General features: G+C 39.9%; 27 protein-coding genes. 8 read left to right on the forward strand and 19 right to left on the reverse strand.

Annotated elements, in window-relative coordinates:
- Positions 1 to 33: 33 nt before the first annotated feature.
- The 6 genes from yqeK to O2Q26_RS03130 are packed head-to-tail and all read right to left on the reverse strand — an operon-like array spanning position 34 to position 3,925.
- Positions 34 to 594 (reverse strand): bis(5'-nucleosyl)-tetraphosphatase (symmetrical) YqeK, encoded by a 561-nt coding sequence (gene yqeK / locus O2Q26_RS03105; protein WP_289214510.1) that lies wholly within the window; start codon positions 592 to 594, stop codon positions 34 to 36.
- Positions 578 to 1,150 (reverse strand): nicotinate-nucleotide adenylyltransferase, encoded by a 573-nt coding sequence (locus tag O2Q26_RS03110; RefSeq protein ID WP_289214511.1) that lies wholly within the window; start codon positions 1,148 to 1,150, stop codon positions 578 to 580. The genes yqeK and O2Q26_RS03110 overlap by 17 nt, the downstream gene beginning before the upstream one ends.
- A 12-nt stretch (positions 1,151 to 1,162) precedes the next feature.
- Positions 1,163 to 1,453: a ribosome assembly RNA-binding protein YhbY gene (gene yhbY / locus O2Q26_RS03115; protein ID WP_289214512.1), complete on the reverse strand. Its 291-nt coding sequence runs from the start codon at positions 1,451 to 1,453 to the stop codon at positions 1,163 to 1,165.
- A gap of 1 nt (position 1,454) precedes the next feature.
- On the reverse strand, positions 1,455 to 2,291 hold the full coding sequence (aroE, locus tag O2Q26_RS03120) for a shikimate dehydrogenase (protein ID WP_289214513.1): 837 nt from the start codon (positions 2,289 to 2,291) through the stop codon (positions 1,455 to 1,457).
- 10 nt (positions 2,292 to 2,301) lie between these two features.
- On the reverse strand, positions 2,302 to 3,402 hold the full coding sequence (gene yqeH, locus O2Q26_RS03125; RefSeq protein ID WP_289214514.1) for a ribosome biogenesis GTPase YqeH: 1,101 nt from the start codon (positions 3,400 to 3,402) through the stop codon (positions 2,302 to 2,304).
- Complete coding sequence (locus tag O2Q26_RS03130) at positions 3,389 to 3,925, reverse strand: YqeG family HAD IIIA-type phosphatase (RefSeq protein WP_253934369.1); 537 nt, start codon at positions 3,923 to 3,925, stop codon at positions 3,389 to 3,391. The genes yqeH and O2Q26_RS03130 overlap by 14 nt, the downstream gene beginning before the upstream one ends.
- Positions 3,926 to 4,259: 334 nt before the next feature.
- Here O2Q26_RS03130 and O2Q26_RS03135 point away from each other — a divergent pair, with 334 nt between their 5' ends.
- The 8 genes from O2Q26_RS03135 to sigK all read left to right on the forward strand — a co-directional run bounded on the left by O2Q26_RS03135 (position 4,260) and on the right by sigK (position 10,778).
- Positions 4,260 to 4,412, forward strand: a complete 153-nt coding sequence (locus O2Q26_RS03135) for a sporulation histidine kinase inhibitor Sda (RefSeq protein ID WP_253934557.1) — start codon at positions 4,260 to 4,262, stop codon at positions 4,410 to 4,412.
- Positions 4,413 to 4,655: 243 nt separating this feature from the next.
- The gene (locus O2Q26_RS03140) at positions 4,656 to 6,989 is read left to right on the forward strand and encodes a Na+/H+ antiporter subunit A (protein WP_289214515.1); all 2,334 of its coding nucleotides are present in this window, start codon (positions 4,656 to 4,658) and stop codon (positions 6,987 to 6,989) included.
- A 3-nt stretch (positions 6,990 to 6,992) separates the two neighbouring features.
- On the forward strand, positions 6,993 to 7,331 hold the full coding sequence (locus O2Q26_RS03145; protein WP_253934370.1) for a Na(+)/H(+) antiporter subunit C: 339 nt from the start codon (positions 6,993 to 6,995) through the stop codon (positions 7,329 to 7,331).
- Positions 7,324 to 8,811, forward strand: a complete 1,488-nt coding sequence (locus O2Q26_RS03150) for a Na+/H+ antiporter subunit D (protein WP_289214516.1) — start codon at positions 7,324 to 7,326, stop codon at positions 8,809 to 8,811. Before O2Q26_RS03145 ends, O2Q26_RS03150 begins: the two co-directional genes overlap by 8 nt.
- 7 nt (positions 8,812 to 8,818) lie before the next feature.
- Positions 8,819 to 9,295: a Na+/H+ antiporter subunit E gene (locus O2Q26_RS03155; protein WP_289214517.1), complete on the forward strand. Its 477-nt coding sequence runs from the start codon at positions 8,819 to 8,821 to the stop codon at positions 9,293 to 9,295.
- Positions 9,295 to 9,606, forward strand: a complete 312-nt coding sequence (locus O2Q26_RS03160; RefSeq protein ID WP_289214518.1) for a monovalent cation/H+ antiporter complex subunit F — start codon at positions 9,295 to 9,297, stop codon at positions 9,604 to 9,606. The genes O2Q26_RS03155 and O2Q26_RS03160 overlap by 1 nt, the downstream gene beginning before the upstream one ends.
- On the forward strand, positions 9,587 to 9,940 hold the full coding sequence (gene mnhG / locus O2Q26_RS03165) for a monovalent cation/H(+) antiporter subunit G (protein WP_289214519.1): 354 nt from the start codon (positions 9,587 to 9,589) through the stop codon (positions 9,938 to 9,940). Before O2Q26_RS03160 ends, mnhG begins: the two co-directional genes overlap by 20 nt.
- A gap of 124 nt (positions 9,941 to 10,064) precedes the next feature.
- On the forward strand, positions 10,065 to 10,778 hold the full coding sequence (sigK, locus tag O2Q26_RS03170) for an RNA polymerase sporulation sigma factor SigK (protein ID WP_253934375.1): 714 nt from the start codon (positions 10,065 to 10,067) through the stop codon (positions 10,776 to 10,778).
- A 253-nt stretch (positions 10,779 to 11,031) separates the two neighbouring features.
- On the opposite strand, the gene O2Q26_RS03175 is transcribed toward sigK, so the two are convergent.
- From O2Q26_RS03175 to O2Q26_RS03235, 13 genes are all read right to left on the reverse strand, one after another.
- Positions 11,032 to 11,259 carry a YrhC family protein gene (locus O2Q26_RS03175; protein ID WP_253934376.1) on the reverse strand — a complete coding sequence of 76 codons (228 nt, stop codon included), beginning with the start codon at positions 11,257 to 11,259 and terminating at the stop codon, positions 11,032 to 11,034.
- A 66-nt stretch (positions 11,260 to 11,325) separates the two neighbouring features.
- Entirely contained in the window at positions 11,326 to 12,018 is a 693-nt protein-coding gene (gene mtnN, locus O2Q26_RS03180) for a 5'-methylthioadenosine/S-adenosylhomocysteine nucleosidase (protein WP_289214520.1), read from the reverse strand.
- 19 nt (positions 12,019 to 12,037) lie between these two features.
- Positions 12,038 to 12,829 carry a YrrS family protein gene (locus O2Q26_RS03185; protein WP_289214521.1) on the reverse strand — a complete coding sequence of 264 codons (792 nt, stop codon included), beginning with the start codon at positions 12,827 to 12,829 and terminating at the stop codon, positions 12,038 to 12,040.
- A gap of 307 nt (positions 12,830 to 13,136) precedes the next feature.
- Positions 13,137 to 13,616: a transcription elongation factor GreA gene (greA, locus tag O2Q26_RS03190; RefSeq protein WP_289214522.1), complete on the reverse strand. Its 480-nt coding sequence runs from the start codon at positions 13,614 to 13,616 to the stop codon at positions 13,137 to 13,139.
- Between the two features lie 148 nt (positions 13,617 to 13,764).
- A complete protein-coding gene (gene udk / locus O2Q26_RS03195; RefSeq protein ID WP_253934380.1) occupies positions 13,765 to 14,418 on the reverse strand; it encodes a uridine kinase in 654 nt (217 codons plus the stop codon).
- 36 nt (positions 14,419 to 14,454) lie between these two features.
- Positions 14,455 to 15,087 (reverse strand): O-methyltransferase, encoded by a 633-nt coding sequence (locus O2Q26_RS03200; protein WP_289214523.1) that lies wholly within the window; start codon positions 15,085 to 15,087, stop codon positions 14,455 to 14,457.
- Positions 15,088 to 15,188: 101 nt separating this feature from the next.
- Entirely contained in the window at positions 15,189 to 16,334 is a 1,146-nt protein-coding gene (mltG, locus tag O2Q26_RS03205; RefSeq protein WP_289214524.1) for an endolytic transglycosylase MltG, read from the reverse strand.
- A gap of 174 nt (positions 16,335 to 16,508) precedes the next feature.
- Entirely contained in the window at positions 16,509 to 16,793 is a 285-nt protein-coding gene (locus O2Q26_RS03210) for a DUF1292 domain-containing protein (RefSeq protein ID WP_253934383.1), read from the reverse strand.
- Between the two features lie 13 nt (positions 16,794 to 16,806).
- Positions 16,807 to 17,223 carry a Holliday junction resolvase RuvX gene (ruvX, locus tag O2Q26_RS03215; RefSeq protein WP_289214525.1) on the reverse strand — a complete coding sequence of 139 codons (417 nt, stop codon included), beginning with the start codon at positions 17,221 to 17,223 and terminating at the stop codon, positions 16,807 to 16,809.
- Positions 17,223 to 17,492: an IreB family regulatory phosphoprotein gene (locus O2Q26_RS03220; RefSeq protein ID WP_289214526.1), complete on the reverse strand. Its 270-nt coding sequence runs from the start codon at positions 17,490 to 17,492 to the stop codon at positions 17,223 to 17,225. The genes ruvX and O2Q26_RS03220 overlap by 1 nt, the downstream gene beginning before the upstream one ends.
- A 65-nt stretch (positions 17,493 to 17,557) precedes the next feature.
- Positions 17,558 to 20,194, reverse strand: a complete 2,637-nt coding sequence (alaS, locus tag O2Q26_RS03225; protein ID WP_289214527.1) for an alanine--tRNA ligase — start codon at positions 20,192 to 20,194, stop codon at positions 17,558 to 17,560.
- A 322-nt stretch (positions 20,195 to 20,516) separates the two neighbouring features.
- Complete coding sequence (locus tag O2Q26_RS03230) at positions 20,517 to 21,584, reverse strand: AI-2E family transporter (protein ID WP_289214528.1); 1,068 nt, start codon at positions 21,582 to 21,584, stop codon at positions 20,517 to 20,519.
- Entirely contained in the window at positions 21,584 to 21,760 is a 177-nt protein-coding gene (locus O2Q26_RS03235) for a YrzR-like zinc ribbon domain (RefSeq protein ID WP_253934388.1), read from the reverse strand. The genes O2Q26_RS03230 and O2Q26_RS03235 overlap by 1 nt, the downstream gene beginning before the upstream one ends.
- Positions 21,761 to 21,814: the final 54 nt, after the last annotated feature.

Below are 21,814 nucleotides of genomic sequence, written 5' to 3' on the forward strand. Positions count from 1 at the left end.
TCCCGTTTTCATTCAGGTTCCTTAAAAACATCCTTATACTAATTGATTATATGCATGAAACGTATTTGGATAAACTGAACTTTTATTTTTCATTAAAAATTGTATCGTGTTGATCAGAGCTTGCAGACATGCCTTATCCAAGTCTTGTTCAGCTAACTCCCTTACTTCTTCGACGCCCGAAAATTTACGTCCCGGCTCGATATAATCAGCTAAAAATACGACTTTATCTAAAGTACTCATATCTTTCTTACCGCTCGTGTGACAGGCAATAGCTGATTGGACTTCCTTATCTTTAAGCTGGATTTCCTTTTCAAGCATTAAGGCCCCTACAGGACCATGCCATAGTTCATGATGATAATACAAAAGATCCTTTGGAAGTCGCTGGTCTTTTAAAATCCATTGTTTCAACTCATCTTTACTTTTATTTTTTGCAAAATCGTGTAAAATAGCAGCTTTTTCTGTACGAGCCAGATCAGCTCCATATTTCCTGGCAAGTTCCAATGCAGTATCAGTCACTCTAATCGTATGTTCGTATCGAGACTTTTTCAAATGAGGTTTTACGAATTCCAGTAGCTGATCACGGTTTAAATTCATACAAAGCGTTCTCCTTTATAAAGTGAAAAACTCCTTCAGGAATAAGGTAACGTATTGATTTTTTATCGGTCAACCTTTGTCTTATCATAGAGGACGATATATCTATACGAGGTATTTCCACCATCTTCACATTGAAATGAGAATCGAGTGCAATCCCTTCGCGGCCGACACCTACGAACTGTACGAGTTCATTTAATTCTTCTATTTTGTGCCAGCGGTCTAAATACTGGACCATATCGCCGCCGATAATAAAACAAAACTCGTCTGAAGGGTATTCTTTCAATAGGCTTTTCATCGTATCAATTGTATAAGACTTGCCTTCACGATTCAGTTCAATTTCAGAAACGGAAAAGTGAGGGTTTCCTTCAGTGGCTTTCTTCACCATTTGCAAGCGATCCTCTGCTGATACCGCAGCTTCTTGTTTATGGGGTGGAAGATGGGAAGGAATGAACCAGACCTCATCTAATTCCAGGTTTTCCCGGATATGTTCAGCTATGATCATATGACCTAGATGGGGCGGATCAAAAGTCCCTCCTAACAATCCAATCCTTTTCATTTTAAATCTCCTCTATGGTAGATTGATTTGTTTATTATTGACAGATTCTTTATAAAGGATAACGGTATTTCCGATCACCTGTACAATTTGTGCTCCTGTTTGGCTGGCGATTTCATCTGCTACAGCTTGATTATCATCAAAATTGTTTTGTAGAATGCTTACTTTGATCAGCTCCCTTTTTTCAAGAGCTTCACTTATTTGTGTAGTCATGTTGTCATTGACTCCTGCCTTTCCTACTTGAAAGATAGGCTGGATGTCATGAGATTGCTTACGTAAATATTTCTTACCTTTACTTGTTAACATGCTATTCTCCTTTTAATACGTTTTCGAATTTCTCTATAAGTTCACTAGATTCTGGTTCTCTGCCGGTCCAAATCTTAAACGCATAAATGGCTTGATGAAGCAGCATTTCATGGCCATAGTGGAGAAAAGCACCTAGCTCATCTGCTCGTTTAAGAAATTTGGTATTCATTGGCCGATAGACGATGTCACTGAATAATGCATTTTCCTTTATATCGTCGAACTCAATGATGGATTGATTTTCATTTGGTGACATCCCGACTGAAGTGGTTTGGATGACGACATCGTACTCACTGATTCTATTACCAGCTTCTTGAATGGTTAATGGCTCAGAAAATTCTTCTCCATTCAATTCTTTTATAATCTGTTCAGCTTTTTGAACTGTGCGGTTCGCAATATCAACCTGACGTACACCTTTTTGAAGAAAAGCATGGTAGATACCGCGGGCGGCTCCTCCACTGCCCAATATTAATACCTTAGACGTATCCTTTAACGTATTATCGAATCTGGAAGTTACTGAACTGAAATAGCCTATTCCATCAGTATTGTATCCGACCCATTTTCCGTCTTCCACTTTAACCGTATTTACAGCTCCTAGAAATTCAGCCGCCTGATCAATTTCATCCAAAAACGGGATGATTTGTTCTTTATAAGGTACAGTCACATTGAAGCCTTCTAAGTTTTCTTTCTTTAAACTTTTTATATTCTCCTCAAATTTATCAGGTTCTATTTCGTAAAGCTGGTAACTACCTTCTAAATTTTGAGATTCTAAAAGCTGGTTGTGAATCCATGGCGATAAAGAATGGCCAATAGGATAACCAATAAGACCGAGTTTCATCATCTTTCGCCTCCTAAATTAATGATTGGCGCAGGGATACTTTAACTCCTGCAGGCACGTGAGCTGTAACCGTAATATTTCCTTCCGGCACAGTAGCCCATCCTAAACCTGAAAAAACAATATCTGTCTTACCCTCAGGTAACCTGAATGTTTGTGCTTTCAGTTCAGGAAGGGACTTCATTGTTTCCTCATCTGGAGGTGAAAGAAGACCACCTAAGTGATTTCTATACAATTCATCCGCGTTCTCTAGCTTTGTCCGATGGATATCCAATTCATTGGATAGGTAACAAATGAAAGAAGATCTTTCACCTGAATCAAAATCAAGCCGAGCCAGTCCGCCGAAGTACAATGTTTGTCCTTCGTTTAGCTGATACACTTTTGGCTTTACTTCTTTTCTAGGCGTTATTGTTTTAAGGTCTTGGTCTGAAACATAATGAGCCATCTGGTGTCGATGGATAACCCCTGGTGTGTCGTATAAAGAAGTCCGTTCATCAAGTGGTATATCAATAAAACCTAACGTAGTTCCTGGGAAGTAAGAGGTAGTGATAGCGTCCTTAACCCCGGAAGTCTGCTGGATCAATTTATTGATGAATGTAGATTTTCCTACATTCGTCGTACCTACTACGTAGACGTCATGCTCATTCCTATGCTTTTCAATTGCTTGAGACAAAGCTTCGATTCCTTCTCCTCTTTGAGCAGAAATGAGAAAAACATCCTCTACGATCAATCCTTGGTCTTTAGCAGCTGATCTTAACCACTGTTTCACTTTTCTCGGATTGACAGAGTTAGGCAGCACATCCATTTTGTTGCCTACGAGGAGGACAGGATTTTGACCTGTCAGCCGCTTCATACCCGGTATAAAGCTACCGTTAAAATCAAATATATCTACAATTTGAACGACTAAACCTCGGCTGTCGCTGATTTGATTAAGCATCTCAAGAAATTCATCATCTTGATAAGGGACATCCTGCACTTCGTTGTAATGCTTCAAACGAAAGCAACGCTTGCAAATAATATCTTCTCTGCTTAAAGCAGATTCCGGAGCATAACCTGGAAGATTTGGATCGCTGGTTTGGATAACTGCCCCGCACCCTTGGCATTTAACTGTTGTCATCTTTAGAATTCTCCTCCCATTCAATCTTGCCTTTACGTTTCATCCATTTAAGAATTCTCCGCTCTATTTTACGGTTGAATTTTGTGATAAAGCCATCGGTTTCAACAATCGGCACAACAAGAATCGTGTGAATACCTGCCAAATTACCGCCTAAGACATCGGTCATTATTTGATCGCCTACTACTACAAGTTCATCTTTTTTAACATTCATTTCCTTCTGAGCCTTTTTAAAAGCTTTGGATAATGGCTTCCTTGCACTATGGATAAACGTTGTATCCAATGGCTCAGAAAATAATTTGACTCTATTTTCATTATTATTCGATGCTATGATCACTTGAATACCATGACGGTTCATAAGTTGAAACCATTCAACAATCTCCTCAGTAGCATCAGGCTTGTCCCAAGCCACAAGAGTGTTATCCAAATCTGTAATGACACCCTTAATTCCTTTATCTTTCAAAACGAGAGGATTAATGTCATACACACTATCCACGTGTTCGTTCGGAAGAAAATTTTTCAACATTCTATTCACCCCATCTTTAACGACAAATTCCCTTACCTATCATATACAAAAACCTACAGTGTTTCAAAAGAATCCTGATATTCTTTAACATGTCACAAGAATCGTTCGACAATTCGCGACATAAATGACCTTGTGGATAACTTTATGCACACATTCCACACATCCTAACACTTTATAGAACAGGAACATCCTCCTTCAGCATGAAAACTTATCTACATTTCACTGTTGATAAGGTGGTTATTGTGGCTATGATTAACTCGTGATATGGTTGGAAAGTAGTAAAACTTCCGAGCTCTATATTAAACAGGAGGTGGCTGCCATTCGGCAGAATAAGATGAAACAATTATCTGATACCCTGTTATTACAATCTTACCACAAAGCCATACAACTCAATCTTTCTAAAGATTTCATTAACCAAATAGAAAGGGAAATCATTGATAGAAAACTCTATCATTTATTAGACCGAACAAACCCAATGGTTGGTTGATAGAAAAATCAGGAAAAATAGGCCTAGTTGAAAAACGTCAAATCAGATTTGACGTTTTTTTTTAATATTTTTTTTACATAACCTGTTTCCGATTTTCTTCATATTTATATATTTTGAGAAAAAGGACAACAATAAAATGGTTTATAGGAGTATTCAGTTGAATCTTTGACTGTTTTTTGATTACAATTGAGTGAACCAACTATAACAATATGCTGGATCTTAGTTCGAGGGAGGATCAACCAGATGCTACTGGCTGTACTATTGCCTTTTATTATCGCTATTTTCATTCCATTTTTAAGTAAGTGGAAACACAAGCTTCACACAGGTTTTTTCGTTACTGCTGTACCTGTTGTGATCTTTATTTATTTTGCACGATTTATAGGACCGGGATTCGAGCCTGTTGAAAGAGAATATTCCTGGATACCATCATTGGATATGAACTTTTTATTCTATCTTGATGGTTTGAGCTTACTATTCATTTTACTTATAAGTGGAATAGGCTCCCTAGTTGCATTTTATTCGATCTATTACCTACATAAATCGGAGCAACTGGGACATTTTTATGTTTACTTTTTATTATTTATGGGTTCCATGCTAGGAATCGTATTATCTGATAACGTATACGTTTTATATACGTTCTGGGAATTCACTTCCCTATCATCATTCCTTCTTATCGGATTTTGGAATCACAGGGAAGGTTCTCGTTATGGGGCTCTGAAATCCATGCTGATTACAGTCTTTGGAGGTCTGAGTCTACTTGGCGGCTTAGTGTTCATGAGCGGAATTACTGGAACTGCAAGCATTCAGGAGATGATGAGTCAGCAAGAATTGATTTTAAATCATGACTTCTTCCCACTCATCCTGACCTTGATTCTATTAGGAGCATTCACGAAATCTGCTCAGTTCCCATTCCACATTTGGCTTCCAGATGCAATGGAAGCCCCGACACCTGTCAGTGCGTATTTACACTCGGCCACTATGGTTAAAGCCGGAATCTTCTTAGTTGCGCGCTTTCTTCCTATGCTTTCTGTTTCAGAGTGGTTCTTTATTATCGTATCTGCAGTCGGAATAGCCACGTTATGCTGGGGATCCTATATGGCTGTGCGACAGACTGACTTAAAAGGAATCCTTGCCTTTTCAACAATCAGTCAGCTCGGGATGATAATGGCTATGCTCGGTTTCGGTACAAAAGCAGCTATTTTTGCTGCAGTTTTCCACATTTTGAACCATGCGACCTTTAAAGGCAGCTTGTTCATGATTGCTGGAATAGTAGATCACGAAACCGGTTCGAGGGACATTAGGAAATTAGGGGGACTCATGACATTTCTCCCAATTACAGCTACTTTAGCTGTCATCGCTTCATTTTCGATGGCAGGTGTACCGTTTCCGTTCCTTAACGGATTCTATAGTAAGGAAATGTTTTTTGATGCTGCCGTGACTATGGACTTGTCTGTTACTGGCATTGCAGCAACATTGCAGACTTTATTCCCTTACTTGGCCGTACTAGGAAGCATTTTCACATTTGTATATTCTATGTACTTCTTCTTCGGCACTTTCCGAGGAAAAGCGAACATTGATGAGCTTCCTAAGAAGCCTCACGAGGCACCGGTGGGGATGTTGGTTTCACCAGCTATTTTAGTACTTGGTGTCATCATCATCGGATTGTTCCCTGATTTGATCAACAAACCTTTCATAGAGCATGCGGCTTCAGCTGCTTATGGAAGTGAAAATGTGAAAGATATTTATTATTGGCACGGGTTGTCACCGGCATTCATTATGTCGATTACTGTACTGGTATTCGGAACGATTCTTTACCTTTCTATTCCGAAGTGGGCTTCCATTTATAACGCAGTTCCAGGCCGTCTAAGTTTAAACACATTTTATGACGGGCTAGTCGAGCGCACAGAAAGATATTCAACTATCATTACTAACAGCTATATGAACGGCTCACTGGGGCGATACGTCCGTTTGATACTAGTGGCTATAGTTGTAGTAACTTTCGGCACCATGGCTCTTACAGGTGGGTTTACTCTAGATTTCGGTAACTTATCAGAGGTGACCCTGCACGAAGTACTGATTGCAGTCGTCATGGTCATTGCTGCAATAGGTACGATTATAGCTAAAAACAGAATTGCTGCCATTCTGATCTTAGGTGTTGTCGGTTACGGGTTAGCGATGTTGTTTGTGCTCTACAGAGCACCTGACTTGGCCTTGACCCAACTTATCGTCGAAACAGTAACCGTAGCCCTATTCTTACTCGTGTTTTACCACTTGCCTAATCTTGAGCCGCACAATGAATCATCATTAACAAAAACGATGAATTTGATCATATCGGTCGGCTTCGGTTTATTGATGACAATGGTAGCCATTTCTGCCCACAGTCATAAGATGTTCGATTCTATGTCGAGTTACTTTGTAGATAATTCCTATAAGCTCGGCGGTGGAGATAATATCGTCAACGTCATTCTTGTCGACTTCCGTGGATTAGATACATTGTTCGAAATTGCTGTGTTAGGAATTGCTGCGATGGCTATTTTCGCATTAATTCGATTACGTGGAAAGAATAAGGAGGAGTAACTCATGGAGATCATTATGGCAGTCCTTGCCGGTACTTTATTCACAACAGGAGTATATAACCTCCTCCAAAAGCAGCTCCTCCGTATCGTAATCGGGACCGCATTAATATCTCACGGTGCCCACCTGTTCATTTTGACGATGGGAGAGCTTAAAAGAGGAGCGCCGCCGATTTTGACGGATGGAATTGACCAGTATACAGATCCGCTTCCGCAAGCCTTGATCTTAACTTCTATCGTCATTAGTTTCGGGGTGACGAGCTTGCTGCTCGTATTAGCTTATCGAGCCTCCAAGATTAACGGGACAGACAATATGGAGCAATTGAGGGGAAACGATTATGAGTAATTTATTAGCTTTAACAATTATATGGCCGTTATTGGCAGCAATCATTACGGCCTTTTTCAATAATAAGAAAAAAACAGTTCGAGTCATGTCTCAAGTTTTCACACTGATCAATTTAGCGCTTGTAAGTGTCGTTCTTTTTATGATATCAACAAACGGTACGATCATCCTTGAAACGGGAAGCTATGAAGCTCCATTCGGGATTGTGCTAGTTGGAGATATGCTGGCTATCACTTTAGTGTTGACCACTAATATAGTTGCTGCTGCCTGTGTATTCTATGCACCAAAGTCACTGACCGAGCAGCAAGAATCTTTCTTCTTTTACAGCTTCTTTTTCATGCTGATCAGTGGTGTCAGCGGAGCATTTCTTACAGGAGACTTATTCAACCTCTTCGTATTCTTTGAAGTACTTCTCATGGCTTCATACGGGTTGATTGTACTTGGAAATGGAAAAGCGCAGCTAAGAGAATCTTTGAAATATGTATTAATTAATTTATTCTCATCCATGCTGTTTGTAACGACCATTGCCTTTTTGTATTCTGTCGTGGGATCGGTAAATATGGCTCAGGTTTCTCAGAGGGTGCAGGAAGTCGAACAACAAGGGATCCTTACAACAATTGCCATGCTGTTCTTCTTTGTTTTCGCTACGAAAGCAGCAGTTTTCCCCTTGTATTATTGGCTGCCAAGGCCGTATATAGTTCCGAATCCAGTCGTTTCCGCTCTTTTTGGTGCCTTGCTTACTAAGGTTGGAATTTATTCGATCCTTAGAGTGTTCACCTTGATCTTCGTAGGTGAAACCGATCTTACTCACACTATTTTCATATATTTAGCTGCATTTACTATGATTTTTGGGGTGATCGGTGCATTATCTACAAACAATATCAAATTGATCGTAGCTTATAATATTATTCCTGCTGTCGGTTTTATGATGATGGGAATAGGCATATTTTCAGAAACAGCACTTAGCGGCACGATTTATTATTTGATTAATGATATGGTAATTAAAGCAGCGCTCTTCCTGCTCGTTGGCATCATCGCTTATGTAGCGGGAACTTCAGACTTAAGAAAAATGAATGGACTCATTCACCATTATCCCGTCCTTGGATGGTTCTTTTTCATCGCTACTCTTGTTTTAGCGGGAATTCCGCCATTCAGTGGTTTTGTAGGAAAACTGCTTCTGATCCAGGGCGGGTTGGCGCAAGAAGAAATAATGGTAGTCATCGCTTCACTCGTTTCGAGCCTGCTCATTTTATTCTCTATGATCAGAATCTTTATTCGTGGATTTTGGGGTGAAAAGCAGGATGCTCCCCCTCACCCTGAAAGAAGCGGAGCAGCTCGCCGTATGACTTGGCCGATCGCGGTCCTGCTATCAATTACTGTTCTTCTGGGCGTTGGAGCTGAATGGTTTTATCCTTCCGTAGAAGAAATGGGAGAATATTTAATGAATCCGCAAATCTATATTGATTCTGTAATAAAGGAGTAGACAGCTAATGCCTTATCAAATTGTCCTCAACATTATAATTGCTGTCATGTGGATGTTCTTAAGTGAAACGTATAACTTTACTACTTTCTTTGTAGGTTACCTGATTGGTATCCTGATGTTGGTAGTACTACAGAGGTTCATCCCTGACACGTTTTACATGCAGAGGGTTTTCAGTGTAATTAAGCTGATCTTACTCTTTGTCCGAGAACTATTACTTTCAAACATCGATATCGTAAAACTCGTTTACAAGCCAAAATTAGATATGAAACCGGGAATTTTTGAACTTCCCATTGATCTGAAAAGTAATTGGGAGATTACCTTGCTTGCCAATTTGATTTCATTGACTCCCGGAACTCTTTCTTTAGATGTGAGTGAAGATTACTCAAAAATTTATGTACACGCTATGGACATTCGAGATGTTGAAGCCTCAGTTACGGAAATCAAAGAAACGTTTGAAAAAGCTATCATGGAGGTGACACGGTAATGGAGCAAACTTTAGAAGTTACCCAATCACTAATCCAAGTCTCTGCAATTATCTCTATTATCGGTGTCTCCTTGTCTGTAATGATCTTGCTTTATCGGGTCATCAAAGGACCGACCAACCCTGATAGAGCGGTCGCATTAGATATATTTGGAGTGAACATCATGGGCTTAGCAGGCATCATCGCCATCCTGCTTGTTTCTACACAATTCAATGATGTTATTTTATTGATTGGTATACTATTATTTATCGGAACTGTAGCGCTGGCGAAATTCATTGAAAAGGGTGTTATCATTGAGCGGGACATGGATTAATATTGTTTTTGATTTGCTCATATGTTTTTTCTTATTATCAGGCACCTTTTTCTTGATTTCCGGTTCTATCGGAGTATTAAGATTTCCGGATGTATACACCCGCCTGCACGCAGCTACAAAAAGTGCCACTTTAGGTGTCGCAGGGATATTAATAGGTGCCTTCATCTTCATGTACGTGGAACATGACATCATCAGCGGTAAACTATTGCTGGGTGTTCTGTTCATTCTACTCACTGCTCCTGTTTCAGGTCACATGATTGGCAGAGCTGCTTATAAAAGCGGCGTTCCTTTATGGGAAGAGAGCATACAGGATGATTATAAACAAAATAAATAATGAAGCAAAAAAGCAGCCAGTTCACCTGGCTGCTTTTTTATTTGCTTTAGTACAGGCACGGCCATGCTTCTTTCGACATACACTTGTGGTAGGCAGTTGCCCAATACGCGAGGAGGTGTGTTTTTTGAGCAGTTTGTTAGCTTCCATCTTATATTTCTTCAAAGAAGCTATATTCTTTGTATCATATGTAAAGAATCAGGCGTTTCCTAACCCCTTATCCAAAGAAGAAGAAGCTAAGCAGCTACAATTGATGAAGGAAGGGAACAGAGAAGCCCGGGATAAGCTGATTGAACATAATTTAAGGCTTGTCGCTCACATCGTGAAAAAGTTTGAAAACACAAAAGAGGACTTTGAAGATCTGATATCTATCGGTACAATAGGCTTAATCAAAGGAATAGAAAGCTATTCCACGGGTAAAGGAACGAAACTCGCCACTTATGCTGCACGCTGTATAGAAAATGAAATTCTTATGCATTTGAGATCTACGAAAAAAATGAATAAAGACATCTCTTTGCAAGATCCCATCGGTCATGATAAAGAAGGTAATGAACTTAATCTGCTCGATATTTTGCAAGCAGATGTCGTTGATATTGTGGAAGAAATTCAACTTCATATGGAAATAGCTCAAATTAGACAATATATTTCGGTACTTGATGAAAGAGAAAAAGAAGTAATCGTTTTCCGTTATGGTTTACATGATGAAGATGAAAAAACTCAGAGAGAAATTGCCAAAGAATTAGGTATTTCAAGGAGCTACGTATCGAGAATTGAAAAGAGAGCTTTAATGAAGATTTTTCATGAATTTTATAAACAGAGTAAATATGGAAATTCTCCTTGAGTATAAACCCTGTTTAAGGATAAATCCTACTGAGGTTAAGCTGTCCGTTATGAGCGGTGTGTATTGGTGCAATGGAAGAACTAAAAAGAAACTTACTGGCTTTCAGTCGAACATCCATACCGGGAGACCTGCCCTGCTCTAGAAAGATATAAACAGAAGTCATAACACCAATCTAACTTGTTTTAGAACTAATTTTAGAAAAAGAATTTAAACATAAAAAATCCACTGTGTATATGAGACACAGTGGATTTGACTATTCTTCCCTTAATTTTTGCTGAAGCACCTTCAATTTTTTCACAAAATAGAAGGCGGTGGATAATAGCAATGTGATGAGTACGAACAAATAGTAGTATGAAGTTGAATGATACTCATATATGCTGATCAGCACCCCGATATATAAATAACCGCTCAATATAATCAATGTCATGGTGAACCTTCTGTAGTCAGCTAATTTACCTTCTAATACCTTGTTAGCGTCCATCAAGCCACCTCCTATACTTGAATGATTGTAACATAAGTTAGAGGTGTCTTGAGGTGGTAATTTCTACTAGTCTATCGACTCTAGCATAGAGACGATCATAGAAGCTGCATTGTCAGCTGCCTTAGGCAGAAATTGATCAAATGATATAGAAGATTCTTTCCCCGCAATATCAGAGAGAGCTCGAATGACTACAAAGGGTGTTTCATACTTGTAACACACTTGAGCAATGGCTGCTGCTTCCATCTCTGCTGCTATCATTTCAGGAAATTTCCCTCGTACAAAACTTACACGTGATTCCTCCTGCATAAAGGAATCACCTGTTGCTATTATTCCTTTTTTAGCATTTGCATCTGTTTTGTTAACGGCATCCATAGCTTTATTAATAAGATCCCCATCGGCCGGGTACATCGCAGGCAAGCCGGGTACCTGGCCATATTCATACTTAAATGCAGTTACATCTACATCGTGATGAGTCACGAGAGTTGAAATGACCAGGTCCCCAACTTCTAACTCTTTCGCAAAACCGCCAGCTGAGCCTGTATTGATTACTTTACCGATATCAAAACGTTCATGCAGGATTGTAGTAGCAATAGCCGCATTTACTTTTCCTATTCCGGATTTTAATAAAACGACAGAATGTCCGGCCAATTCACCTTCAATAAAGGTGCTTTCAGCCACATGATGGACTTCCCTTATTTTCATTTTATTTTTCAGTAATTCTATTTCTTCATCCATTGCGCCTATAATACCTATTGCCATTAGTCAAACTCCTAACTTATTAATAAGGATTGTTATTTAATTCTTCTACTTGAAGTGGTTGATATCCTTTTCCGTCTTCCCAATCAATCAACACCCTCTGGACCTGTCCTTGCCCTCCATCTGAAATCGCTGCATGAACCTGTCCATTACCTGCATTCTCTATTCTCCAAACCGTCATAGCTCCAACATCTACACCTGTAGCCTTACTTGCCGCCTGTAGGATTTCCTGCCAGTCTTGAGAGTTCGGATCATAAGTTGTTCTATGTTCTCCAGATATGTCTTGTTTGGTTTGTACAGGGCTCCAATCCCCTGTGATTACTCTATCCACGTTTTCTTCAGAACTCTCTTCCACTTGACGATTATCATTTTCTTCGTCTTCGCTGGACTCCTCCTCCTCAGAAGATTCTTCTTCCGATTCTTCTTCTTCGGATTCTTCTTCCTCGTTTACTTCTGAAGATTCGTTTTCACTCTCCTCTGACTCTTCTTTTTCATCTTCTTCTGAAGAATCATTTTCGGAGTTTTTCTCTTCTGAGTCTTCATTTTCCTCTTCTATTTCTCTCACTTCTAATTCTTCAGTTGGTTCTTCTGATTCTTCTGAGTCACCACTGCTATCATTCTGTTCTGCGAATTGTGACTGGGTTTCGGAATCTTGAGTCTCATTTGGCGCAACACTTCCGCCAGCTGTGAACAGGATTATATAAACGACTACTAATAAAGCCGCTGCACTAGCCAAAATCGTTGCTATTATTTTTGATCTCTTTCTTTTCGCAAAACGGCCTTCTCTGGAAAATCCAGAGTTATTTTTAGACATGCCTTGTTCCTCCTTTACAAGAATTACTATAAGATATACATCTTCTATATTTTACAAAACGCAGGAAATAAAAGTTTCACAAAAAAATTCACTTCAACCTTACACACTGATTGATTCGTATAAGCCCATTTCTCAGAAAGACGGTTCCTCTGGAGTTTGGGGAACGTGTAGTTACTACTAAAAAAGTTCTACATGATGCTTCGGAATGGCGGCTTATAAATAACTTTCATATTATTGAATGGCTCTCTTATGAAAAAAGTTTAAACAGCTAGATAAAAAGGCAGGGAGTTTTTCCCTGCCTTCCCCATTATAATGTAACCGTAACTATTTTCACGTTGATCTCGCCGCCAGGGGTTACAACAGTAACCTTATCTCCTACTTCATGGCCGATCAGGCTCTGGGCCATCGGAGAATCATTTGAAATTTTTCCTTCAAAGGGATCGGCTTCCGCACTGCCTACGATTGTATATGTTTCTTCATCTCCGTCAGGCAATTCTTGGAAAGTGACTGATTTCCCCATGGATACGCGATCAGGATTATCGTTATCACTTTCAATAATAACTGCATTGCGAATCATATTCTCAACCGTTTGAATTCTTGCCTCTACGAAGGCTTGCTCATCTTTAGCCGCATCGTATTCCGAGTTTTCGGATAAGTCACCAAAACCTCTAGCAATCTTAATCCGTTCTACTACTTCTTTTCTACGTTCGTTTTTTAAATATTCAATTTCTTCCTCAAGTTTTCGTTTTCCCTCGTCGGTCATGTAAAAATTCTTTTCTTCTGCCATATTCATACACTCCTTATATCCGCCAATAATAAACGATTAAAACTCTTACCATTAAGAAAATTCTACTCCATTTTATTAATATAATGTATACGGGAGTCAGGTTTCCTAGAACTTCTATCAAAAACTATGCCAGATTTGATTAAAATTTTCAACTATTTTCTCTGCTTACGAGCTGACCTTTTTCGCGGAGAACGGTCTGAATTTTCGTAGCCATTAAGTCGATGGCCACGTGATTCTGCCCGCCTTCTGGAATAATTATATCTGAATAACGCTTCGTCGGTTCAACAAACTGAAGGTGCATAGGTCGAACAACATTTATATACTGTTCTATGACAGAATCCAAAGTTCGGCCCCGCTCATTTATATCTCTCATCAATCGGCGAATGATCCGCACATCTGCATCCGTATCCACAAAAACCTTGATATCCATAAGGTCACGGAGCCTTTCATCTTCTAAAACGAGAATTCCCTCAATAATAATGACTTCTTTTGGTTCTACTGTAATTGTTTCATCCGATCTGGTATGAATTTTATAATCATACACTGGTTTTTCGATCGACCGCTCTGCAATCAACTCTTTTAAATGCTCAATAAGTAAATCGTTATCAAAAGCGAGAGGGTGATCATAATTGGTTTTCAGTCTCTCTTCCATAGGCAGATGACTCTGATCTTTATAATAATAGTCTTGTTCCACCATCAAAATCGATTTATCAGCAAAACGTTGAATAATAGATCGGGTTACACTCGTTTTCCCCGATCCGGTCCCCCCCGCTACTCCAATTACTACAGGTTTATCAGTCATTCGTTCTGGTTCTCCTTTCACCAATTCCAATTTTATCTATGATTTTCTAGTTGTAATAGCTACTCCATCGCCTATGGGTACAATCGTTGTATTGTAATCTGGATGTTCATTGAGCAGCTGATTAAATTTGATGATTTTAGATACCATTTTCTCAAGCCTCTCAGGCGCCTTGGAAGGATCTGCTACATACCCCTTAAACAATACATTATCTGAAACGATGATTCCATGTTCTGACACTAAAGGAGAATATAAATGAAAAAAATCTTCATATTTCCCTTTAGCTGCGTCTATAAATAGAAAGTCAAACGGTCCATATGCTTCTATTTGTTCTTTTATATGAAGAGCATCTCCTGCTAGTAAATGGATCTGTTTTTCTTTACCGAAAAGCCTGATGTTTTGCTTGGCTTCTTCGTATCTTTTCTCATCTCTTTCAACCGTAACTATTTGACTTTCAGGTAAAGCTTCCACCATTCTTAAAGCAGAATAACCAATCGCTGCCCCAATTTCAAGAATGTTGTTTGGTCTGTGGACTCTCAACAACTGCATGAGAAATTCAATACCTAAAGGTTCCATGATCGGCACATTATGCTCCTTTGCATACTTTTCCAGTTCCCTCACGTCGTTCGAGGCCGGATGAAGTAAACTATGCAGATATTCTTCCTGCTTCATGATGGAATCCCCTTTCATCTATAGAACTTCTCTTTTACAACCCTATTATTTTAACATAAAAAAAACAAGGAATGCGAGATATATTACGCATTCCTTATAAATCATTCATCTTCGGGTATATAATTTTGGCCCTCGTCATTAGTAATATGCTCTTCTTTTAACTCATTATGTTCCTCTAAAGTCTCAGAATAGAAAATTTCACCTTCACTGTTCGCTAAGAAATAAAGGTAATCTGACTCTACCGGATTAAAAACAGCCTGAAGTGAATTGATGTTAAAGCTTGAAATAGGACCTACGGGCAGCCCTTTATTCTGGTAAGTATTGTACGGTGATTCTACTTCCAGATCTTCATATAACACACGGTCTTTGTGCTCGCCTAAAGCATAGAGAACAGTGGGATCCGTTTGCAACATCATATCTTCGTTCAACCTGTTATAAAAGACCCCTGCGATTTCTCTGCGGCTCTCTTCATTGGGTGCTTCGTTTTCTACAAGCGAAGCCATCGTGATTACTTCATGGATACTCATATCGGAGTCCTCGATTTCATCACTGTATTCCATAAATTCTTCCTCTGTCCGTGAAACCATTACCTCGACTGTTTCTTCTATCGTTGGGTCTTCCACATCATAATCATACGTTCCCGCAAATAAATATCCTTCTAAGGGATAACGGATTTCTTCTTGTAAAATATCATCGGTAAGAAGTGATGGGTGATCTTCTATCAATTCATTTAAATAGTCTTCATCATTTACTTTATTTAGAAACTCTTCCTCTGTAAATTCGAGCTTTTCACTGTAGATTTCTGCTATTTGCTCCATATTACGTCCTTCAGGAATAGTAACTCTAACGGCCGCATCTTTTGTCTTCCCGGTTTGGAGCGATTCGATGATCTCATCCAATGTCATTGAAGCAGAAAAACTGTAATTCCCTGCTTGAAAGCCTGTTTCATTATTAAATTTTGTGTATAACCTGAAAATGATCGCATTTTTTATTACATCTTCACTCTCAAGGATAGCAGCTATTTCAGACGTAGAGGACCCGAGTGGGATATCCACATCGACATTAGACTCGTCATTTGGATCTACGGGTTCTATGGATGATTTAATATATAGATATCCTGCGATTAAAGAAACAATCAATCCAATACCTATGGCGGCTAATACGATCATAACGATCTTTCTCACCGTTCCCGCCTCTTTGCGGCGATTCTTCAACCGCTCTTTATGTCCTTTATTATAACCTGACAAAAGTACTCCTCCTTCCACCCGCTACATTATACTACAAATTACATGGCTATTTCTACGCCATTAGTCACTTGCCAACATATCGTCTGCCATTAACCAGTGACGACATCCTAGTTACTATAGTTAAAAAACCATAAAAAAAACTTGCAGGCGTCTTGCCTGCAAGTTCAATCCCTCTTACGTGAGATCTTCTTCAGTTAACGTATTCAACATTTCTTCAACCATTTCCCATTCTTCGTCAGAGTCTATCTGATATAAAGCCAGGTCATCTTCTTCATTGCCTTTTTCTTCATACCTAAAGGCAAAGACTTCTACCTCATCGCCCTCTTTTTGTTCAGCAGGTACGACCGCAATATAAGATTGTTCTGTCTGTTCCACATCGAACGTAAATAATACCTCGAATAAATGCTCTTCCCCGTTTTCATCAGGGATGATAATGCGTTCTTCTTTCTCTAATGCCATGATGTTGCCTCCTTTATTGTTTAGAATCCAAATAGCTTTGTAAAATGATGACCGCAGCCATTTTATCAATGACCTTTTTTCTTTTTTGACGACTTACATCAGCATCCAGTAATACTCGTTCCGCCGCCATGGTCGTCAAGCGCTCATCCCAATATTGGACGTTTAGTTTGAATTCCTTTTCTAGCCACTTTCCAAACCTGTAACTTGCTTCTCCACGTGGACCAATCGTTCCATTCATATTCTTAGGTAACCCGATGACTGCTTCACTCACATCGTGTTCAGTAATCATCTCACGAAGCGGCCCTTTCGCTGTCGTATAATTGTTCTCGTCCCAATGAAGTGTCGTGAGACCTTGAGCTGTCCACCCTAGTGCGTCAGAAATGGCAACTCCGATAGTTTTTTCTCCTACATCTAAACCTATTTTTTTCATTAAACGTCCTCTTTATTGTTTTCCAAATAGTACTTAACTAATTCCTCAATCAGCTCGTCCCGTTCCATTTTGCGGATTAAATTTCTGGCATCATTATGGCGAGGAATGTAAGCAGGATCCCCTGATAGTAAATATCCGACAATTTGATTGATAGGGTTATACCCTTTCTCTTGAAGGGAGTTATGAACCGAGAGCAAGAGGGTTCTGACATCTTCGTCAAACAGTTCTTCCGAAAAGTTGAAGCGCATCGTTTTATCCATCGAACTCATTATTTGTCACCTCGCACATTGTTAGTCTTTGTTCCATTATATACTTATTTTCGAGTTTGTAAAAATCAGCCGGTCTTTCTAGCGTAATCTTTTGCGAAATTCAAAGCCTCGGATATTTTCGAAGAATCTTTACCTCCTGCTTGAGCCATATCAGGTCGGCCTCCACCGCCTCCACCGCATATGGCAGCCGCTTGTTTAATCAAGTTCCCTGCATGGTATCCTTCATCGATTAAATCTTTAGAAACACCCGCAATCAATTGAACTTTATCCCCGTTTGTAGTTGCCAGCAGGACTATGGCCGAACCGATTTGCTGCTTCAAGTCATCCATCATGGTCCGTAGGGCATTACTGTCCTTGACGTCGACTTGCTTCGCCAGTACATGAACACCATCGATATCTTCTACTTCATCTAAAATAGAGGAAGCCTCCAAGTTAGATAATTTGGTTGATAATGACTCGTTTTCGCGCTGTAATTCTTTTAATTCCTGATGAAGGACTTGCACACGCTCTGGTACTTGATCGGGTTTAGTTTTCAGCAATTGAGCCGATTCTTTTAGGATCATTTCTTTATTGGTCATCAACTCGTAAGCGCCTCTTGCAGTAACAGCTTCCATTCTTCTCGTACCGGCACCAATACCTGTCTCGCTTATAATTTTGAACATGCCGATTTCAGCAGTATTTCCTACGTGACAACCTCCGCATAATTCCATACTGTAATCTCCGACTTCAACAACTCGAACTTCAGAGCCGTACTTTTCACCGAAAAGAGCCATAGCTCCTTTCTCCTTTGCCTGCTCGAGAGAATGGTACTCTATGCTGACAGGAATCGAATTCCATATCTTTTCATTGACGATTTTTTCAATTTGTTCAAATTCAGCTTCATTCACCGATCCGAAGTGAGAGAAATCGAAACGCAGCCGATCAGGAGAAACCATAGATCCAGCTTGATTGACATGATCACCAAGAACATCTTTAAGAGCCTGATGCAGCAAGTGAGTAGCAGTATGATTTTTAACGATATACGATCTCGTCTCTTTATTTACTTCCGCAAAGACTTTATCACCTTTTTGTATCGTACCCTGAATTACGACCGCTTCATGCATATGCTGTCCATTCGGTGCTTTTTGGACATTGCTCACATTTAAAACAGCTTCATTGCTTTTTACGGATCCTTTATCAGCGATTTGTCCTCCGCTTTCCGCATAAAAAGGAGTACGGTCAAGGAAGAAATACACAGTATCTCCTTCACTCGCTTCTTCTGCAAATTGATTTCCTTTAATCAATTCGACGATTTCACCATCAGCCTTCAATTGGTCGTACCCTACAAATTCACTGGCAACTTGAACGTCCCCGAGTACACCGTCTTGGATTTGCATACTGTCAGATTTCTGGCGGGCACTTCTTGCACGTTCTCTTTGCTTTTTCATTTCCTGCTGGAAACCTTCCTCATCAATAGTGAAGCCAGCTTCAGAAACGTATTCATCTGTCAGTTCTTTTGGAAAACCAAATGTATCATACAATCTGAACACTTCTACCCCAGGAAATACATTGCTGCCTTTTTCTGATTCCTGGTTCATAATCGTAGTAAGGATGGATAGCCCGTCATTCAATGTTTCATGAAAACGTTCTTCTTCCGTTTTGATTACGTTTTGAATAAAGTCTTGCTTTTTACTGACTTCAGGATAGAAATCATTCATGATCTCAGCGACTACTGGCACTAGTTTATACATGAATGGTTCGTCTATACCTATTTGCTTGGCAAAACGTACTGCACGGCGCAGGAGGCGTCTTAGAACGTATCCTCGACCTTCGTTAGAAGGAAGAGCTCCGTCACTTACAGCAAAGCTTACTGTACGCATGTGATCCGCTATGACTTTAAAAGCGGCATCCTGGTCGACTGTATCGCCGTACGTGCGCCCTGAAATCTTTTCTGTCGATTTGATGATCGGTAAAAACAAATCTGTTTCAAAGTTCGTTGGTGTGTCTTGAATGACACACACCATCCGCTCCAAACCCATTCCTGTATCAATGTTTTTCTTAGGAAGCGGCGTATACGTATCATCAGGATTGTGATTGAACTGGGAGAACACAAGGTTCCAAATTTCTAAATAGCGTTCATTTTCTCCTCCTGGATATAGCTCCGGGTCAGAAGAATCTGCTCCATACTTAGCTCCGCGATCATAAAAAATTTCCGTATTCGGACCGCTTGGGCCTTCTCCGATATCCCAGAAATTCTCTTCCAAGCGTATGATTCGCTCTTCATTCACCCCGATTTTATCCCGCCAAATTTCATAAGCTTCATCATCTTCGGGATGCACGGTTACTGATAATTTCTCAGGATCGAATCCAATCCAATCCTTACTCGTAAGAAACTCCCATCCCCAGGCGATAGCTTCTTCTTTAAAATAGTCTCCAATGGAAAAATTTCCCAGCATTTCAAAAAAGGTATGGTGACGCGCAGTGAACCCAACATTTTCTATATCGTTCGTACGGATAGATTTTTGAGCGTTAACAATTCTCGGGTTTTCCGGAATCACTCGTCCATCAAAATATTTTTTCAGTGTAGCCACTCCACTGTTAATCCATAAAAGGGAAGGATCTTCATGGGGAACAAGCGATGCGCTCGGCTCCACTGTATGACTTTTTTCTGTAAAGAAATTTAAAAACATTTGTCGGACCTCTGCTGAAGTTAATGATTTCATGCTACGTGCCTCCTGTTAATTTCATGTATTTCGCTATATGAACATAAAAATCCCGCCCCTGCACTCTGGCAGGGACGGGATTAAAATCCGCGGTACCACCCTGATTATAGACTGATCAGCCTATCACCTTGGACGCTTGTAACGGTACGTGAAACCGGCGGGTATTAGCCGCACTCAGAAATAGCTTTCAACAGCGCCAGGTTAGTTCCTCTTTCAGCCCGGGGAGGTACCTCTCTTATGACCGGCTGTCTGTTTACTCTTTTTCTTCAAAGTGTTATACGTTCATATAGTAATAGATAGCGCAATTATAGATAATTTGTGCTTATCTGTCAACGTTCATACGCGATCGGTAAACTTCTTCTGAAATGACTTTCAAACAGGTGAGTACAGGTACAGCTAATACCATCCCTGCGATTCCTGCAAGTTCACCTCCGGCAAGCAGGGCGAAGATAATGAGCAAAGGGTGGATATGAATGCTTTTCCCCATAATATAAGGTGAAAGGAAGTTACCCTCAATGACTTGTATGATGACTATGACGACCACCGCAATAACCAAAGTTTTCACAGAAATAGTCAAAGCCACTATCAATGCGGGTACAGCACCGAACAGCGGACCGAAATAAGGAATGATATTCGTGATCCCTGCCACTACACCGAGCACCAATGGATATGGCAGCCCTGCGATCCAGAAGCCTGTACCAGCCAGCACTCCTACAAACAGACTGATTAACAGCTGACCTCTAATATACCCGCCCAGGGAATGGCTTAACTCTTTCGTCAAATGAACGGCCTCTCTTTTCCACTTTCTTGGCACTAAAAAAAGCAAAGCATTCATAATGTAATGATGGTCTTTCAAAAAATAAAACGTCATGACAGGTATGACTGCAATGAGTACAATCATATTGAAAAGACCGCTCATACCTGAAACAATTGCCATCATTCGCTCATCCATCCATGATTCCAATCTGCCGAAACTTTCCTCCAGCCTCTCATGAATTCCGTCAGGAAACCGCTCGGTCTGTTCATACATTTGCTTCGTCCACTTCTGATAAGCCTCTATTAAATGAGGAAGCTGCTCATTAAGCATTTTAATTTGATCTATTAAATGAGGATATCCACGATAAACCCCATATCCTGCTAATGAAAAGAATACGAGAAATATGAGTAAAATAGCTAGTGAGCGCTTTAAACCCACTTCCTCTAAATACTTGACCAAAGGATGTAGCAGCATCGCCAAAATAATTGCAATTAAAAAAGGAAGTACGATTCTCCCTAGTAAAATTACTACATGATCATAGTGTGGAAATAACCAGGCAAGAAAAAGAAGAAGTAATAGAACAATGAAAAAGATGGACAGACGGACCGCCCATTTTATCAGTTTTTTATCCATTAGGAACCTGATTGATAGAATAGATCATTCAAGGAACTTAAACTGCCATCTTCTTCGATTTGATGGACATTGACTATGCCTTTTTCTACAGAAAGTTCTAAACAGCAGTTCCAGCAATAGTATTGTTCATTACCTATCCGTCCCAAGTTCTTGCCATTACAGTTCGGACATTTCATAAGGGCAAACTCCTTTTTACTGCTAGTTTGTCCCTTGATTTTACAATTTATACC

Source organism: Halobacillus campisalis, assembly GCF_030345335.1.
Lineage (GTDB): Bacteria > Bacillota > Bacilli > Bacillales > Halobacillaceae > Halobacillus_A > Halobacillus_A campisalis.